At 60.4% G+C, this 17390-nt stretch carries 16 protein-coding genes and 1 tRNA gene; 7 read left to right on the top strand and 10 right to left on the bottom strand.

Annotated features, from left to right (window positions below):
• Positions 1 to 308: 308 nt before the first annotated feature.
• A complete protein-coding gene (locus HAD_RS12460) occupies positions 309 to 1022 on the top strand; it encodes a DJ-1/PfpI family protein (RefSeq protein ID WP_084331958.1) in 714 nt (237 codons plus the stop codon).
• Between the two features lie 65 nt (positions 1023 to 1087).
• Here the strand turns inward: HAD_RS12460 and HAD_RS12455 are convergent, their stop codons facing one another.
• From HAD_RS12455 to HAD_RS12440, 4 genes are all read right to left on the bottom strand, one after another.
• On the bottom strand, positions 1088 to 1999 hold the full coding sequence (locus HAD_RS12455) for a M14 family metallopeptidase (protein WP_035572296.1): 912 nt from the start codon (positions 1997 to 1999) through the stop codon (positions 1088 to 1090).
• A gap of 237 nt (positions 2000 to 2236) precedes the next feature.
• A tRNA-Leu gene (locus HAD_RS12450) sits at positions 2237 to 2321 on the bottom strand.
• A gap of 138 nt (positions 2322 to 2459) precedes the next feature.
• Positions 2460 to 3902: an NAD(P)H-hydrate dehydratase gene (locus tag HAD_RS12445; protein ID WP_035572294.1), complete on the bottom strand. Its 1443-nt coding sequence runs from the start codon at positions 3900 to 3902 to the stop codon at positions 2460 to 2462.
• 7 nt (positions 3903 to 3909) lie between these two features.
• On the bottom strand, positions 3910 to 4449 hold the full coding sequence (locus HAD_RS12440; protein ID WP_035572291.1) for a histidine phosphatase family protein: 540 nt from the start codon (positions 4447 to 4449) through the stop codon (positions 3910 to 3912).
• Positions 4450 to 4979: 530 nt separating this feature from the next.
• Here HAD_RS12440 and HAD_RS12435 point away from each other — a divergent pair.
• Positions 4980 to 5318: a P-II family nitrogen regulator gene (locus HAD_RS12435; RefSeq protein ID WP_034765007.1), complete on the top strand. Its 339-nt coding sequence runs from the start codon at positions 4980 to 4982 to the stop codon at positions 5316 to 5318.
• Positions 5319 to 5372: 54 nt separating this feature from the next.
• Positions 5373 to 6776, top strand: a complete 1404-nt coding sequence (gene glnA, locus HAD_RS12430) for a type I glutamate--ammonia ligase (RefSeq protein ID WP_035572289.1) — start codon at positions 5373 to 5375, stop codon at positions 6774 to 6776.
• Positions 6777 to 6976: 200 nt separating this feature from the next.
• On the opposite strand, the gene clpX is transcribed toward glnA, so the two are convergent.
• From clpX to HAD_RS12410, 4 genes are all read right to left on the bottom strand, one after another.
• Positions 6977 to 8239, bottom strand: coding sequence for an ATP-dependent Clp protease ATP-binding subunit ClpX (gene clpX / locus HAD_RS12425; protein WP_035572283.1), 1263 nt, complete (start codon positions 8237 to 8239; stop codon positions 6977 to 6979).
• A gap of 125 nt (positions 8240 to 8364) precedes the next feature.
• Positions 8365 to 8988, bottom strand: coding sequence for an ATP-dependent Clp protease proteolytic subunit (locus HAD_RS12420; protein ID WP_035572282.1), 624 nt, complete (start codon positions 8986 to 8988; stop codon positions 8365 to 8367).
• A gap of 113 nt (positions 8989 to 9101) precedes the next feature.
• Positions 9102 to 10016 carry an alpha/beta fold hydrolase gene (locus tag HAD_RS12415; protein ID WP_051596266.1) on the bottom strand — a complete coding sequence of 305 codons (915 nt, stop codon included), beginning with the start codon at positions 10014 to 10016 and terminating at the stop codon, positions 9102 to 9104.
• 62 nt (positions 10017 to 10078) lie between these two features.
• Positions 10079 to 10675 carry a uracil-DNA glycosylase family protein gene (locus tag HAD_RS12410; RefSeq protein WP_035572278.1) on the bottom strand — a complete coding sequence of 199 codons (597 nt, stop codon included), beginning with the start codon at positions 10673 to 10675 and terminating at the stop codon, positions 10079 to 10081.
• A 47-nt stretch (positions 10676 to 10722) separates the two neighbouring features.
• Between HAD_RS12410 and HAD_RS12405 the strand changes: the two genes are divergently transcribed.
• The 4 genes from HAD_RS12405 (at position 10723) to HAD_RS12390 (ending at position 15406) form a co-directional block, all read left to right on the top strand.
• Positions 10723 to 11619, top strand: coding sequence for a pirin family protein (locus HAD_RS12405; protein WP_035572276.1), 897 nt, complete (start codon positions 10723 to 10725; stop codon positions 11617 to 11619).
• 69 nt (positions 11620 to 11688) lie between these two features.
• A complete protein-coding gene (locus HAD_RS12400; protein WP_035572274.1) occupies positions 11689 to 13428 on the top strand; it encodes a M28 family metallopeptidase in 1740 nt (579 codons plus the stop codon).
• Between the two features lie 62 nt (positions 13429 to 13490).
• Positions 13491 to 14273, top strand: a complete 783-nt coding sequence (rlmJ, locus tag HAD_RS12395) for a 23S rRNA (adenine(2030)-N(6))-methyltransferase RlmJ (RefSeq protein ID WP_051596265.1) — start codon at positions 13491 to 13493, stop codon at positions 14271 to 14273.
• The gene (locus HAD_RS12390; protein ID WP_035572272.1) at positions 14258 to 15406 is read left to right on the top strand and encodes an FAD-dependent oxidoreductase; all 1149 of its coding nucleotides are present in this window, start codon (positions 14258 to 14260) and stop codon (positions 15404 to 15406) included. Before rlmJ ends, HAD_RS12390 begins: the two co-directional genes overlap by 16 nt.
• Here HAD_RS12390 and lpxB read toward each other — a convergent pair.
• Both lpxB and HAD_RS12380 read right to left on the bottom strand, forming a co-directional pair.
• A complete protein-coding gene (gene lpxB, locus HAD_RS12385) occupies positions 15368 to 16546 on the bottom strand; it encodes a lipid-A-disaccharide synthase (protein ID WP_084331957.1) in 1179 nt (392 codons plus the stop codon). The two genes, HAD_RS12390 and lpxB, sit on opposite strands and share 39 nt — an antisense overlap.
• Positions 16543 to 17388, bottom strand: coding sequence for an LpxI family protein (locus tag HAD_RS12380; protein WP_035572269.1), 846 nt, complete (start codon positions 17386 to 17388; stop codon positions 16543 to 16545). Before HAD_RS12380 ends, lpxB begins: the two co-directional genes overlap by 4 nt.
• Positions 17389 to 17390: the final 2 nt, after the last annotated feature.

Below are 17390 nucleotides of genomic sequence, written 5' to 3'. Positions count from 1 at the left end.
CTGGCGATCAGGCCCGGTCATGCCCATCCGGCAGCCATCTGATCTGTGTCTGAAGGGGCGGCTTATGTCACACGGAAAACGGCGTGTCCACGCGGGTTCTGCGGGATTTTCAGCGGGCCAAAACCGGCAGGCTGGGCCAGCAGACTTGCCAGTCCGGTCACCAGTCCGGCTTCTCCCCGCCTGCCCAATATCCCGGCGCAGCTGCCGCTTGAGCGGTGAGACCCCGAAATTTGGCTCTTGAGACGGGAAAAGGGCTTTCGTTTCCGCCCGCTCACCTGCAGGCCTTACAGCAGATTGGAGATCACAGAATGACCCCTTCCCCCCTGCTTGCAGCCGCCGCGCTGTCCCTCCTCGCAATCGTGCCGTCTGCGTCCGCCCAGACAGCGCCCCCGGCGAAGGAGGCAAAGGCCAAGACGAAGACGCTCGCCATCGTCCTCTTCCCCCGCTTCGAGACTCTGGACGTCTTCGGACCCGTCGAAATGTGGGGACGCCTCGATGACTATGACATCGTCACCGTTTCGGAACATGGCGGCGTTATCGCATCGGCGCAGGGGATCGACACGGTCACCGACTATTCCTTCGAGGATGCGCCCCAGTTCGACATCATCATGATCCCCGGCGGCATGGGAACACGCACGGAAGTGAACAATCCCGTCATGCTCGATTTCCTGCGCAAGCAGGATGAAGGCACCCAGTACACGACCTCGGTCTGCACCGGCTCGGCCGTGCTGGCCAAGGCCGGCATTCTCGATGGCAAGAAGGCGACCTCGAACAAGATGGCCTGGGCCTTCGCCACCAGCCAGGACGACGACGTCCTCTGGCAACCGAGCGCCCGCTGGGTCGAGGACGGGAAATACGTCACCTCGTCCGGCATCTCCGCCGGCATCGACATGGCCATCGCCCTGATCGAAGACATCGAAGGCCGGGAAAAGGCAGAGAACGTCGCCAAGGTCGCAGAATATCTCTGGAACGACGATCCGTCAGATGATCCGTTTGCGGTAGAAATTGCGGAGGCGGATTAGCCGCGCCGGGGGCACCCCCGCACGGGCCAGTCATCGTCGCGCATATCCTGCCGAATGAGGCGGGATCAGTTAGCCAATGCAAAGTCCAGCGCCGCGCACACGGCCGCCACCTGTGCCCGGTTGCAGTCTTCGGGCGTGACACGCGGGCTGTCAGGATAGACTTCGGTGGTAGTCTTGAACCGCGCATTCGTGATCGACGCACACAGCGCCAGCTGCGCCAGCGGATATTCGATGATGCCATGCGCGATGACGGGTGAGCCGATGATCTCGCCTGTCTCATCCGGCGGCGCAATATGGGTCACCTGCCCGACGGCCGAGATGATGGCTTGCTGGAACCCAAGCTGCGGATCCTCGCTGTCGGCCACCAGGTAGAACCCGTCGGGGATGAGGCCCGGGTCGTGGTCCACGCCGTCGCGCGAACTCAGGGCCAGCCTGAACTCGGTCTCGTCACTGTCTGTCGTTTCGTGCAGGTCGATATGGAGGAGGAAGTCGCTTGCGGCGGACCGCACCCATTCCATCAGCGCCGTTGCCTCGCGCGCGGGCCCGTCCATCCGGAAATTGCGGTTCGGATCCACGGCGTCGTAATTCCACCGGTTGATGCGCTCATAGGCCCACGGGCTCACACAAGGCGCCACCAGAAGATTGACCCGGCCGGCATAGGCCGCGGCGGATTGCTCAAGAAAGGCAAGCGCGCCCATGACGCCGCTGGTCTCATAGCCATGCACACCGCCTGTTATGAGCGCGGTTGGCAGCGCGGGGTCCATCTCGCCGCCGCGAAAGGCATGGAGGTCGTAGGTGTCGGCGCCATATTCGATCTGGCCATATGTTTCCCGCTCGAACCGCTCGGCCAGCGCATCCATCCGGGAGACAACGTCGTCGGCATAGCTTCGCTGCGCGGTTTGCAGCACTCGCCACTGGTCACGCTCCGCCTCACCCCAAGGCTTCCCCGGAACGCCGATCGAGGGATCGAATGTCATGGCACTTTTTCCTTTGTGTCGTTGTTGCGGAGCGTAGTGAAGCGGTGGCTCTCGCTTGCGCTTCAAGCGTTCGGCCGAGCAGCCCTGAGCCCGTTTCATCGCGAAGCGCAGCGAAGCGGGAAACATAAAAGGACTCATTCATTCGCTAACCCGCCGGCTCTCGCTTGCGCTTCGAGCATTCGTTTCCTGAAATCGATCCTTGATCGATTTCTGGCGCGGAGCGCCACCAGAAACGAATGGTGCGGATGAGAGGACTCGAACCTCCACGCCTTGCGGCGCTGGAACCTAAATCCAGTGCGTCTACCAATTCCGCCACATCCGCGTTCCGGGCGCACGTTTAGGCGAGAGCGCGCGCGGATACAACGGGCCGATGCACCGGAACGTGCGCCATTTAGGGTCTATAGATGGTCTATAGAGGGTGTTCGTGATTGCCTGAGCAGCGGCTTATCCAACAGCCGGATCAGCCGATCTCGCCATGCAACGCGCTCAGGATATCCGGAACCTGACGTTCCAGGTCTTCCGAAATCAGGCCCGCGCCGATGCGGCGGCCTGCCTCGCCATGGATCCAGGCCGCCATGCTGGCCGCGACCAGCGTGTCGATTCCCTGCGCCATCAGCCCGCCTGCAAAGCCTGCCAGAACGTCGCCTGACCCGGCCGTTGCAAGCCAGCGCGTCGCATGAATATTGACGACCGCGCCACCATCCGGCTGGGCGATGACAGTGTCAGGCCCTTTCAGGAGAACGGTGCAGCCTGCCTTCTCAGAAGCCTGCCGGACGGCTTCCACCTTGTTGGTCGCGGTCTCCAGAAGGTCTCCGAACAGGCGATTGAACTCACCGATATGCGGGGTCAGCAGGTCGGTCGGGCGCAGGCGCCGGAACAGCTGATCCTGTTGTGACTCAAACACAGTCAGCGCGTCGGCATCGAGCACGGCCCGCCCCGGCCCGTTCAGAATCGCTTCGACATTGGCCCGCGTCGCAGGCGTGATCCCCGCCCCCGGCCCTGCAATGACGACCGACGCCGTCTGGATTGCTTCGGAGAGCTCTTCGGCGCCGTCGACGGGCTTCACCATGACGGCTGTCAGCTGTGCGGCATTGACCATCAGCGCAGATGGCGGTGTCAGCAACGTCGCCAGTCCTGCACCAATGCGAAGGCCTGCGCGAACGGCCAGCCGCGCCGCGCCGGTCGATGAGATCCCGCCGCTCAGCACTTTCAGATGCCCGCGGCTGTGCTTGTGATCGGCCATGCCCGGCTGCGGCAACAGGCGCAGCCACAGCATGGGACTGTTCTCCATAAGCCGTGTCTGCACGGGGACGCCTATGTCAGCGACCTGCACATTCCCGCAATAGGCAGAGCCCGGCCGCAACACATGCGCCGGGCGCAGGGCGGCAAAGGTGATGGTGCCTTCTGCAACGAAGCACGGCCCCAGCGGCTTTGCCTTCAGGCCGCAAATGCCGGACGGCACATCGATGGAGACAACCCGCCCGCCGCGCTGGGCCAGCTGCGCGGCGATACCGTCCAGCGGCCGGGTCAGGCCGCCGCCAAACAGGCCATCCAGAACAAGGTCATGCGGCGCCTCAAGCGCCTCTTCCAGTGTTCCCACTTCGGCGTCCCAGAGCGCTGCAGCTTTCGCGGCATCGCCGGTCAGCTCCGCCACCGGCACCATGCAGTAGACTTTCACGTCCCGCCAAAGCTTCGACAGCTTGGCCGCAGCGACAAAGCCGTCGCCGCCATTTCCGCCGGGGCCGCACAGGACCTGGATGGATCCTTCCGGCCAGTTGGCGTGAACGAATTCAGCGACAGCATCGCCGGCGCGCTGCATCAGTTCGAAACTGTCGAGTCCCTGCGCAAACACCGCCTGTTCGGCGGCTTGCATTTCCTGCGGTGTGAGTATTGGTCTGCCCATGACGGGCTCATAGCACGCGTGTTGCGGCCTGGCTTCCGTATTCAATGACGCGCGGCACGGCGCCACTGAAGTCCACCTTGGTGATGGAGCAATGCCCCGGCCTGAACACAGTCGTCCGCGCATCCTGATCAATCAGGCTGACCACGGCATTGATGGCCACAAAGTGGGAGAAGACAGCGGTATTGTCTGGCAGCAGGGCCAGCACTTCGGCGATCTTCTTGCGCCAGGCATCGTGCGCGGCGCCTTCATCCTCCCAGGTGCCGGCCATGTAGGACTGAAGCCATTCGACCCGGTCACCGACACCGTCGGGCGTTTCGATCTCCGAAACGACGGGCTCGACCTGAGCCGTGACCCCGGCCAGGCGCTCGAAGGCCGCGGCGGTTTCGCGGCAACGCTGCATGGGGCTGCTGACGGCGCTGCGGGCGCCGAGGTCAAACAGGGACGCGGCGGCCGATTCGGCCTGTTTGTGTCCAAGTTCGCTGAGGCCCGGATTGGGGTGGTTGCCCCAACTCGCCGCCGCTTCTCCATGACGGACGAGATAGATCATGCTGGTACCCTCAATTCGGTCTTTTCTGCGCGAGCCGAGTATCGGCCTCGGACGCGGTTTGTGCCCGGTTTCTGATAGACCACGCCACCATCGATGTTAAGGCGCCAGCATGAGCGTCTGGCATCCTGATCCTTATTTGTCTGCGATGAATCCACGAAACACAGTCAGGGGAGCCAGCCTCCTTCGCCACTCCGTATCACCCAAAGTGCCTATGCCTTGAGCGGTGCGGTGCAGAACGGCGCGCGTTCCGGGTCGAAGGAAATCGCCAAACCGGGATTCGTTGCCCTAGCGTCGGTTTACGGTCCGATCCCCCGGCAGCACAGCACATCCCCCGATTAGCGGTGACAGGAATACGGGCTGACAGTGGATCCTGACGCAATCTGACTGACCAATATTGCGGCAACGTCGCACAATATTCGACCACGCCTTCACAAGAGGCGGCGTGACAGGCATGAATGTCTCGCCTAGGCCCGGGAAGCCGCCTACCGGAGTCTACAGACAGACACTCAGCGGCTGGGAGAACACGGGCCATGAAAAAGATCGAGGCAATCATCAAACCGTTCAAACTCGACGACGTGAAAGAAGCACTGCAGGAAATTGGCCTGCAGGGCATGACCGTCATCGAAGCAAAGGGTTTCGGGCGTCAGCGGGGGCACACCGAACTCTACCGCGGTGCCGAATACGTGGTCGATTTTCTTCCGAAGCTGAAAATCGAAATCGTCCTGGCCGACAGTGCCGTCGACGGCGCCGTTGAGGCAATCAAGAAAGCTGCACACACCGACAAGATTGGCGATGGCAAAATCTTCGTTTCGGATATCATCGACGCAGTGCGCATCCGTACCGGGGAAACCGGCGAAACCGCACTTTGATCGGGCGCAGCAAACAACAATATTCAGCAAGTTTACAGATGGAGGGCATTTCCAATGGCTGAAAACCTCATGAAGATCATGAAGGACGAAGACGTCCAATACGTGGACCTTCGTTTCACCGACCCGCGCGGCAAGATGCAGCACGTGTCATTTCACAAGGACATGGTGGACGCAGACTTCTTTGTCGACGGCCAGATGTTTGACGGTTCGTCCGTTGCCGGCTGGAAGTCGATCAACGAGTCGGACATGCTGCTGATGCCGGACACGTCGTCCGCGATCATCGATCCGTTCTTCCAGCAGACCACGCTGGCCGTGATGTGTGACATCCTGGATCCGATCAGCGGCCAAGCTTACAACCGCGACCCGCGCATGACGGCCAAGAAAGCCGAAGCCTATGTGAAGGCCTCCGGCGTTGGCGACACCGTCTTCTTCGGACCGGAAGCTGAATTCTTCGTCTTCGACGATGTGCGCTGGAGCGTTGAACCGCACAGCACCGGCTATTCGTTCGATTCGGCCGAACTGCCGATCAACACGGCCAAGGAATACCCGATGGGCAATATGGGCCACCGCCCGGGCCCGAAGGGTGGCTACTTCCCGGTGCCGCCGATCGATTCCGAACAGGACATGCGCAGCGAAATGCTGTCGGTCATGGCTGACATCGGCCTCGATCCGGAAAAGCATCACCACGAAGTGGCACCGGCACAGCACGAGCTTGGTCTGAAGTTCTCGACCCTGACCGTGATGGCCGACCGCCTTCAGCTCTACAAATACGTCGTTCAGAACGTGGCGCATTCGTATGGCAAGACGGCAACCTTCATGCCCAAGCCAATGTACAAGGACAATGGCTCCGGCATGCACGTGCACCAGTCCATCTGGAACGGCGGCAAGCCTCTTTTCGCCGGTGACCAGTATGCCGGCCTGTCCGAGACCTGCCTCTACTACATCGGCGGGATCATCAAGCACGCCCGCGCCCTGAACGCGCTGACCAACCCGTCCACGAACAGCTACAAGCGTCTGGTGCCAGGCTATGAAGCTCCCGTGATGCTGGCCTATTCGGCGCGTAACCGTTCGGCATCGATCCGTATTCCTTTCGGCGACAACCCGAAAGCCAAGCGTATCGAAACCCGCTTCCCGGATCCGATGGCAAACCCCTATCTCGCCTTCGCTGCCCTGCTCATGGCTGGCCTCGACGGCATCGAGAACAAGATCCATCCGGGCGACGCCATGGACAAGGACCTCTACGATCTTCCGCCGGAAGAAGCGAAAACCATTCCGCAGGTCTGCGGTTCGCTGCGTGACGCCCTCGCGGCCCTCGATGCTGACCGTGAATTCCTCAAGAAGGGCGGCGTCTTCGACGACGACCAGATCGATGGCTACATCGACCTGAAGATGGAAGAAAACATGAAATACGAACTTCACCCGCATCCGGTCGAGTTCGACATGTACTACAAATACTGATCGCTCAGTCCGATCAGTTCACCCGACACACGGGGGAAGGCGGGGCCGGCACCGGGAGGTGCCGGCCCTTACCGTTTGAGACACAAAAACCATAGGACACCGGAGCGCTCCCCTCCTTGCATTTCCTCTACAAACGCAAACACCCCAGCCTGCTGGCCGGGGTGTTTTGAATTGGGTATTTAGAGAGCGGTGTTGTCTGATCAGCCGGCTTCGGGCTGGCTCTTCTTGGCGTGAACGTAAAGCGGTTCCGCCTGCCCATCGACCACTTCCCCACTGATCACGACTTCCTCGACACCACGCAGGTTCGGCAGCTCGAACATCGTGTCGAGCAGGATGCCCTCCATGATGGAACGAAGGCCCCGAGCACCGGTCTTGCGGAGAATGGCGCGGCGCGCCACAGCCGTAAGGGCATCCGGTGTGAAGGTCAGCTGCACGTTCTCCATGTCGAAGAGACGCTGGTACTGCTTCAGCAGGGCGTTCTTCGGCTCAGTGAGGATCTGGATCAGAGCCGCCTCATCAAGGTCTTCCAGGGTCGCGATCACCGGCAGACGGCCGATGAATTCCGGAATGAGACCGAAACGCTGCAGGTCTTCCGGCTCGACTTCGCGCAGAACTTCGCCGACACCGCGAGCTTCAGCATCTTTCACGGCCGCACCGAAACCAATGGACGCTGCTTCGCCGCGTGCGGAGATGATCTTGTCGAGGCCCGCAAAGGCACCGCCAACGATGAACAGGATGTTCGTGGTGTCCACCTGCAGGAATTCCTGCTGCGGATGCTTGCGGCCACCTTGCGGCGGAACCGCTGCCACGGTGCCTTCCATGATCTTCAGAAGCGCCTGCTGGACACCCTCGCCCGACACGTCGCGTGTGATGGACGGGTTGTCCGACTTGCGGGAAATCTTGTCGATCTCGTCGATATACACGATGCCGCGCTGCGCACGTTCCACATTGTAATCGGCGGACTGAAGCAGTTTCAGCACGATGTTCTCGACATCCTCGCCGACATAGCCGGCTTCGGTGAGGGTCGTGGCGTCTGCCATCGTGAACGGCACGTCCAGGATGCGCGCCAGCGTCTGAGCCAGCAGCGTCTTACCGCAACCCGTTGGCCCGACCAGCATGATGTTGGACTTGGACAGTTCCACCCCATCGGTTTTCCCGGCATGGGAGAGGCGCTTGTAATGGTTGTGTACGGCGACCGACAGGATGCGCTTTGCATAGGTCTGCCCGATCACGTAGTCGTCCAGCACATCGCAGATTTCCTGCGGTGTGGGCACACCCTCGCGAGAGCGGACCAGCGAGGTTTTGTTTTCCTCGCGAATGATGTCCATGCAGAGTTCAACGCATTCATCGCAGATGAACACGGTCGGTCCAGCGATGAGCTTCTTCACCTCATGCTGGCTTTTGCCGCAGAACGAGCAGTAAAGCGTGTTCTTGGAGTCGCCTGAGCCGTTTTGTTTGGTCATGCTGTCCTCAATGCCGGTTAAGGCTTAACGTGGTTTTAAGCGCCCAAACCCAGTTCCTTAACAGAACAATATGGGCATTGGCCTGCACTGCAAGTGTCAGGCCGCAATACGCGGGATGGCGCAGTCTATTTCTCATCCTCGGCAGCCCGGCGCTCGAACACCTTGTCGACGATGCCGAATTCCATGGCCTCCTCGGCTGTGAGGAAGGTGTCCCGATCCAGTTTCCGCTCGATAACGTCGTATTCCTGACCGGTATGTTTAACGTAAATCTTGTTCAGGCGCCGCTTAAGATCAATGATTTCCTCGGCGTGACGCTCAATATCGGTTGCGACACCGGAGTAGCCGCCAGATGGCTGGTGAAGCATGACACGGGCATTCGGCAGCGCGAATCGCGCGCCTTTTTCCCCGGAAGCCAGCAGAAGCGACCCCATGGACGCTGCCTGGCCGATGCAAACCGTGGAAACCGGGCAGCGGATGAACTGCATTGTGTCATAAATTGCCAGTCCGGATGAAACGTAGCCGCCCGGGCTGTTGATATACATGGCGATCTCTTTTTTCGGGTTTTCCGATTCAAGAAACAGCAGCTGAGACGTGATCAGCGCGGCCATGCTGTCATCTATTCCGCCGGTGACGAAAATGATCCGCTCCTTCAAAAGGCGCGAGAAGATGTCGAAGGCCCGCTCGCCACGGCTGGTCTGCTCCACCACCATGGGGACTAGGTTGAGGGCAGTCTGGTACGGATTTGACATAAGTCGGGCCTCGGGCGTCGAAAAAAGGAATCTCTACTCTGCCAGAACTGGCAGAATGGCTGATATTTGTCCACGCAGGCAGTACTGCAAGAGGCGATGGGCTGTGGAAAGCTTCAGCGAAATGGCCATTCATTGGCCCTGCTGGGCAATTCCCCCGTCGGATCCAGCATAAATGCCAGATAATCATCATGCACGGTCCGGGCCTGAAGGTCTCGTAAAAGCATGTGGTAGCCTTTCTCGTAATAGACGGTCCGGACATGCGACGGCAGCACTTTGGCGGTTCGTTGCACGCCCCTCACCGGCACCACATAGTCATTGGCCCCGTAGGACATGAGCGTGGGCAGGCCCTGTGGCAGGTCCGGAGCGCGTTCGTGGGCCCGCTCCATCAGCGACACGAGACCATAGACCTGATCAATGCGGTTGGTCGGCATCATCAAAGGGTCTGACCAGGTCCGCTGCAACATCTCGACATTGTCAGACGGTTCAATGCGGACAAACCGCCGGGGCGGCTGAACAACCCAGCCTGGCCGTATGTGAGCCGACAGCCAGAGACTGGTCCGGTAGGATACATTCATCGCCCCCCAGCCGCGCAGGCCCGGCCCCGATGCGATGAACTGGTCTGCGGCGGGCGGACGGTCCGACCCGAATGCCGACATGGCGACTGCTGCCCCCATAGAGATACCGACCACCGTGATGGTCGAATCGGGATGACGTTTCCGGACGAGATCCACAGCGGTGCGCAGGTCTTCCCGCATCAGTTCTTCGTCTGGCCAGATTCCCCTCTCAGGCGAGCGCCCGAAGCCGCGCTGATCGTAAGCGTATACGTCGACACCGTTCGACGCCCAGTAAGGTGCCGCCATGTGAAATGCGTTCGCATAGTCGTTCATGCCATGCAGACCGACGACGACATGCCCCGCAGCGGCTTCGCTCTCCTGCCCCTCCCAGTATGTCAGGCCGAGCTGGGCGCCATCGAACGATACAAATGTGTTCTGATCCACTTGCAGCTCCGGCGTCACGTTTTGCGTCATGGAGAGTGGCTCCTGAACCTTGGGTGTTGCACAAGCGCTGACGGCGATCATTGCGAGCACCGTCAACTTCCGGACAAGGCCGAACGGATCGCGCGTCTCAGGTCGGGCAGCACGTCTGCCTCGAACCATGGGTTGCGCTTCAACCATGCGGTATTCCTCCAGCTTGGGTGCGGCAGTGTGAACATGCGGTCACTCGTATACGATTTCCAGTTCGCCACTGTTGCCGTCAGTGTCTTTTCCACCCGGCGCCCAAGATGCCAGCGCTGGGCGTATCCGCCGACCAACAGAACCACCTCAATCCGGGGAAGCAGATCCAACACCTGTTGCCGCCACACGTCCGCGCAACGTTTCATGGGAGGAATGTCTCCGCCCTTCGCATCATATCCAGGAAAACACAGGCCCATGGGCAGGATGGCGAGCTTCGATCGGTCGTAGAATTCCTCCCGCGAAACGCCCATCCAGTCACGCAGGCGATCCCCGGAAGGATCATTGAACGGCGTGCCGGTCGTATCCGCCAGATTGCCTGGGGCCTGCCCGGCTACCAGAATCCGGGCACTGTCTGAGAGTTGGAAAATCGGGTTCGGTGCGCGCTCCATTTCCGCCTCACACAGGCGGCACTGACGCATATCTTCAATCAGGGACTGGAGATCATCACTCATGAGATCATATTTGAGGGTGAATATGGCCGCGAAAAGGAGTTTTCGGCATGAGCGATCTTATCTCGCGGAGAATTGAACCGAGAGTACGCGACCTCGGAGGCGGGTTTCGTGTGCGCCGGGTTCTCCCCTTTCATGCCCAACGCATGGTTGGCCCCTTTGTGTTTTTCGATCATTTCGGGCCCGTGGCGTACGCGCCCGGCGAAGGGTTCGATGTGCGCCCGCATCCGCATATCGGACTGTCGACCGTCACCTACCTGTTCGAGGGAGCGATCGAACATCGGGACTCCCTCGGGACCGACCTTGTGATTCGCCCGGGCGCCGTAAACTGGATGACGGCCGGTCACGGCATCGTCCATTCGGAACGCACGCCTGCGCCGGAGCGGGAAGCAGGCCAGACCATGCATGGTTTGCAAACATGGGTCGCCCTGCCGAAGACTCATGAAGGCGTTCCTCCCGCGTTCGTCCATCACGCGGCAGACACCCTGCCCGAATTCGAGCGTCAGGGCGCGCGTATGCGGGTGCTCGCCGGCGAAGCCTTCGGACATGTCTCACCGGTCCAATTCCCCTGGCCGATCCTCTATGTGGCATTCGAGGCCGATGATGGCGCCAACCTGATCGTTCCGGGTGCGCTTGCTGAGGAGCGCGCGATTTATCTCGTGAACGGCAGCGCCGAAATCGAAGGCCAAACCTTCGAAGAAGGCCAGATGCTTGTGCTTTCGGACGGCGCGGATGTCGCGATACGGCTGGCGCCCGGCACAAAGGGGGTCATCTGTGGTGGCGCCGTCATGGATGGGCCGCGTAAAATCGAATGGAATTTTGTCGCCAGCGATCAGGCACTGATCGAACAGGCAAAACAGGATTGGCAAAATTCGGCTGGTTCAGGTGGATCTGACCGGTTTCCGACGGTTCCTGGCGACAAGGATGAATGGATTCCGCTTCCATGAGGCACAAGCTTGCCCCCTGCCCGGGCACGTGCAACATCCCCACAATTGCGGAATTTTAGGGAGAATCTCATGAAGCAGCTGTTCCTGGCAGCATCGTTGCTTGCGTTGGCCGCCTGTGGCGATCAGGCCGGCAAGGTGGACACCTCAGACACGAAGGAAGCTGCGCCCGCGCCGGAACTGCTGTTGCCGCTTCCTGAAGATACGGTGGCAGATATCACCGCAAGCGACCTGGCGGTCCGCATCAAGACGCTGGCCGATGATACGTTTGAAGGTCGCGGTCCCGGGACGCCGACAGGTGAAGCCGCTGCAGAGTGGATCGCCGCCGAGATGAACCGTATCGGCCTTGAGCCGGGCGGTGAAAACGGCAGCTATCTCCAGGAAGTGAAGATGGTGAACCAGACCATCGATCCTTCAAATTCCTATCTGAGCTTCACGTCCGAAGACGGTACGGAAATCCCGACCAAGCTGAAAGACAATGCCGTAGTCTGGACCAAGCGCCAGAATGCGACCGAACTCTCCTTCGATCCGAGCGACGTCGTTTTTGTTGGCTATGGCGCGGTTGCTCCGGAGTATGACTGGAACGACTACGACGATCAGGACTTCACCGGCAAAACGGTGATCATCCTTGTGAACGACCCGGGATTTGCCACACAGGATCCGGAACTCTTCAATGGCAAGGCCATGACCTATTATGGCCGTTGGACCTACAAATATGAGGAAGCTGCCCGCCAGCACGCTGCGGCAGCCATCGTTGTCCACGAGACGGCCCCTGCCGCCTATGGCTGGGACGTGGTGGCGAACTCCTGGTCGGGCGCGCAGTCTGATCTCGTTCGGGCCAATGGCGGCGAAGACCGCACCACGATGGAAGCCTGGATCACCCGCGACAAGGCAGAAGAACTCTTCAAGGCCGCTGGTCTTGATTATGAGACGCTGAAAAACGCCGCCAAGGAACGTGGCTTCAAGCCCGTGCCTCTGTCCGGCATCAAAGCGCAGGGTGAAATTACCCAAACCATCGAACCGCTGAGCAGTCACAATGTCATCGGGGTCCTTCCCGGCAAGACTGTGCCGGACGAGTACGTTCTTTATACTGCGCACTGGGACCACCTCGGCAAGAAGTCCGGGGAAAAAACCGGCGCGCCGGGCGAAGACTTCTATCAGGACCAGATCTTCAACGGCGCCGTGGACAACGCGACAGGCGCCGCGGCCCTTCTGGAAATTGCAGAATCCATGGCCGCCGAGCCAACCGATCGTTCGGTGATGTTCCTGTCGGTGACGCTGGAAGAATCCGGGCTTCTTGGCTCTGAATATTTCGCCCAGCACCCCACAGTGCCGCTGAACCAGATTGTGGCGGGTATCAACATGGACGGTTCCCTGCCAGTTGGCCGTACCCACGACATGGTCGTCGTCGGCTATGGCGCGTCTGAGCTGGAAGACATGCTGACCGACTACCTGGCCACACAGGACCGTGTGGTGAAACCGGATCCGAGACCCGAAGCAGGATCGTTCTACCGTTCAGACCATATTTCACTGGCCAAGCGCGGCGTGCCGATGCTGTATGCCGATGGCGGCGAAGACAAACTGGACGGCGGCGTCGCAGCGGGTAAGGCCATCGCACAGGCCTACAACGAACAACGCTACCACAAGCCCATGGACGAATATTCCGACGATTGGGACCTGGCCGGTAACGTGGAAGATGTCACGGCGCTTTATGAAGTCGGCAAATCCATCGCCGGTTCCGACAAGTGGCCGACCTGGTATCCCGGCAACGAGTTCGAAGCTGTCCGCAAGGCCAGCCTCGGCGAGAAATAACTCTTCCCGCCACCCGCCCCAACTCCGGGGCGGGTGGCCCCTTCTACCGGAACCTTTCAGGCATGCTTTCATATCAGCACGGATTTCACGCAGGCAATCGTGCGGACGTGCTCAAACATGCCGTGCTTCACACCATTCTGAGTGCTGTCGCAAAACAATCCCCGAATTGCCTATACGTCGAAACGCACTCCGGACGCGGACGGTATGACCTTGATGGCGCACAGGCGACAAAGGGCGGCGAAGCGCTGGATGGCGTCCTTTCGCTCCTCAATGACGGTGCGCCCAAGCCGGTTCGGCCGTGGCTGGACGTCGTCAGCGGGCGCGGCACAGGTGATTATCCAGGCTCTCCCGCTCTCGCCCAGCATTTGCTGCCCGCATCGGCCCGCATGGTGTTCTTTGAAAAGCATCCGACAGAACACAAGGAGCTGGTGAAGGCCGTTGGCAATGACCCGCGCCTGCAGATCAAACATGCAGACGGCTATTCCGGCGCCCTGAAACTCTCGCCACGGAGCAACGAACAGATCGTCTGTTTCGTCGACCCCAGCTATGAAACCAGCCGCGACATTGACGCTCTTGCCTTGTGGACACCTCGAGCCCTCAAGCGCTGGCCGAATGGCATGCTTGTCCTCTGGCTGCCGCTTTTCAAGGACGGACGGGAAATCGAGTTCGGCGAGTACCTGACAGAATTTGATGACTGCTTCGTGGCGGGGGCGCGCTGGCCGATGGATCCATTGGATGAAGGCGCACTTGAAGGCTCAGCCATCGTCGCCTACCGCGCACCAGCAGCCGCACGCGAAACGTCACTGAATATTGCCAGCTCCCTGCAATCATGGTGGGCGCGCTGAGCGGCGACCCACGACATATTCTGTTGGCCGGAGGCGGCCATGCCCATGCGGTCGCGTTGCGCCAACTTGCAAAACAGACTTTGCCTGCCGATATCCGGCTGACTCTCGTCTCGCCGACCACACATAATTTGTACAGCGGGGCGCTTCCTGGCGTCATTGCCGGCCATTGGAAGGCTGATTCCATTGGCGTTCCGTTGCAGCCACTTTGCGACGCAGCGAACGTTCAGTTCGTTCAGGACAGGCTCGTGTCGATCGAGCCCGATTCCCGCACAGCCCGTCTTGAGTCCGGCAAGCGGGTTACGTTTGATCTGGCGAGCCTGGACATCGGGTCTGGCATTCGGCCACTGGATGTTCCTGACGCCCTCGACGTAATCGGTCCTATCCGTCCTATCGGACCTTTCCTGGACAGATGGCAGAAGGCGCTCGCCGAGATCAAAGCCGGATCAGCGCCGCCGTCGATCATTGTTGTCGGGGCCGGATTGGCCGGAATCGAAGTCGGGCTCGCCATTCACTACCGTCTTCAACAGGAAGGCATCGCTGCCCCGAGCATCCATCTTGTTGATGCAGGCTCTGACATCGCCGGATCCAGTTCACCCGCCCTTCGCAGAAAGCTTGCCCGCGCCATGCGCCGGGCGAACATCAATCTGATACTGCAAACGCGCATTCAGACCATACAAGATGGTACCGTCCTCCTCACTTCAGGCGAAAGCCTCGAGACATCCCTTGTCGTCAATTGCGCCGGGTCAGCACCGCACGGCTGGATTGGGCAGTCTGGCCTCAACACGGTCGACGGGCGCGTGGAAGTCGATGCAAGCCTGCGCTCGACAAGCCATCCTCATATCTGGGCAGCAGGCGACACATCTTATTTCAAAGCGAAACCACTAGAGCCTGCGGGTGTGTTTGCCGTGAGGGCCGGTCCCGTCATAGCGGAAAATATCGGTCGATATGCGCAAAATTCCGGGCTCTCTGAATTCCATCCGCAATCTGACTATCTGAAATTGATCAGCCTGGGTAGTCAGCGGGCTGTGGCAGAGAAATTTGGTGTTGCACTGGAGGCCGGCTGGTTGTGGCACTTGAAAAAGAAAATCGATTTCTCATTCCTGCGTGAGCACAACCTGACCCCGGGCCACTGACAATATGGTCGCGGCGGCAATCTCAGCCGATGAGTGACCGCCAACCTGCATCCGAACCAATGCGGCCTGCTGGGCTTCCTTCTGTGCTTGCAAACGCTTCGGCTCGCTAAGCCACTGAATCGCTGTTTCCGCAATAAGGTCGGGCTTTTGCCGCGTCTGAACAAATTCCGGAACGATTTCCTGATCGTCCGAGACGATGTTCAGAAGCGTAATGTGGCGTTTCTTATACAGCAGCCCCCGCGCAAGCGCCCAGGTCAACCAGCCTGTCCGGTACGCCACGATCATAGGTGTTCCCTGCATGGCCAACTCGCTGGTTACCGTACCCGAGCAAGCGAGCGCCAGATCTGCCGCGGCCATGGCATCGTAGCGTTCCTCAGGGGCGTGCAGAACTTCAGCCCAGCCAGACACGTCCGGAAACGCTTCATCAAACGCTTCCGCCATATTCCCTGACGGCGAAACGATGATCCTCACGCCCGGAACCGCGCTCGAAACCAGTTTGGCCGCCTCAAGGAGCGCAGGGGCGACCTTTGCGAGCTCGCTTCGGCGGCTACCAGGCAAGACAAGGCAGATTTTCTCGTCTTGAGCCATGCCCCGCGCGGCGCGGAACCTTTGTCCATCTCCGGGCCTGTTTCGCGACAGGGCGGGATTCCCGATCACAGTCGTCGGCAGGCCGTACGGCTCATAATATGGCACTTCCATATCGTGCATGCAGAGCAGGTAGTCGACCGTTTGCGCAAGAGTCTTTGCCCGTCCCGGCCGCGTCGCCCAGACCTGCGGACCAATGAGTTTGATCAGTTTGATTTCAGGTGCCCGCGTACGAACACGCTGCGCGACCCGGAGCATGAACCCCCAGGAGTCCACAAGGACAACGGCGTCAGGCTTGAACGCGACAATCGCATCGGCGGCCGCATCGGCCAATTTCACAACCGTGCCATAGGCCCTGATGCCTTCGGCAAAGCCGAGAATCGAAAGAGACGAAATATCAAACGGCGAGTGGATGCCGACAGAGGCAAGCTCCTGCCCTCCGATACCGGCGAACTCCACATCGTCCGTTTCCCGCCGGATCGCCTGAACCACTTCCCGGGCCAGAAGATCGCCCGATGCCTCGCCCGCGACCATGAATAAACGCAGAGCGCTCACGAGGCTTCATCCGGTGAAAAACCATAAATGAACACGCCAAGACGGTCCGCGGCCGCTTCCATTTCAGCCCGGCGGAGCAGCAAAGCCCCACCCGCCTCAACGGCGAGACCGGCAAGGCCTGCGGCAGCGACGAGCTCCACGGTGGACACACCGGTTGTCGGCAGATCGATGCGGCGTTCCTGAGCCGGCTTCGGCCGCTTTGCAAGCACACCCCGTCGCGCTCCAGGCTTGCCTCGGATCGCTGCCGGCAGCGTGGCGCAACGCCTGAGCATCTCATCTGTGCCTTCCTGTGCCTCGACGGCCAGGACAAGACCATCGCAGACCACGCACCCCTGCCCGATGTCCAGCGCGCCGGTCGCTGATGCCACCTTTGCGGCATGCCGGATGTCTGCCAGATTCTCTTCCGTTGGATGGGGACCGGCAATCAGCCCGGCCGGCGCCAGCAAAGCCTTGTTTGCCTCTTCGCTGCCAATCACGTTGAAACCTTGCTTCTCGAACTCTCTGACGAGCACTTTCAGCAAGGCATCGTCACCCTTGCGGGCCTCGGAAACCACTTTGGGCAACAGCATGGCGCCGCGCATGTCCAGCTTCAGGTCCTTGAAGTTCGGCCGGTTCACGATGCCTGCAAACACGATGTCCCTGCAGCCTGCCGCCTTCAGCCGGTCGATGACACCGCCGATCTCGCCCAAGCCAACCACTGCGCCGGGATATTCGGCCAGCGCTGGCTCTTCGAACCCCTTGAGGCGCAGCACATAAACGCCCTGCCCGCTTGCGACAGCATTGCTCGCTATGGCGACCGGAAGGTCTCCCAGGCCCGCGATCAGTCCCAGAGGTTCTGTCATGG

The organism is Hyphomonas adhaerens MHS-3 (assembly GCF_000685235.1).
In the GTDB taxonomy this organism is placed as follows: Bacteria; Pseudomonadota; Alphaproteobacteria; order Caulobacterales; family Hyphomonadaceae; genus Hyphomonas; species Hyphomonas adhaerens.
The sequence above is the reverse complement of the archived record's forward strand: the minus strand, read 5'-3'. Positions and strand labels throughout refer to the sequence as shown.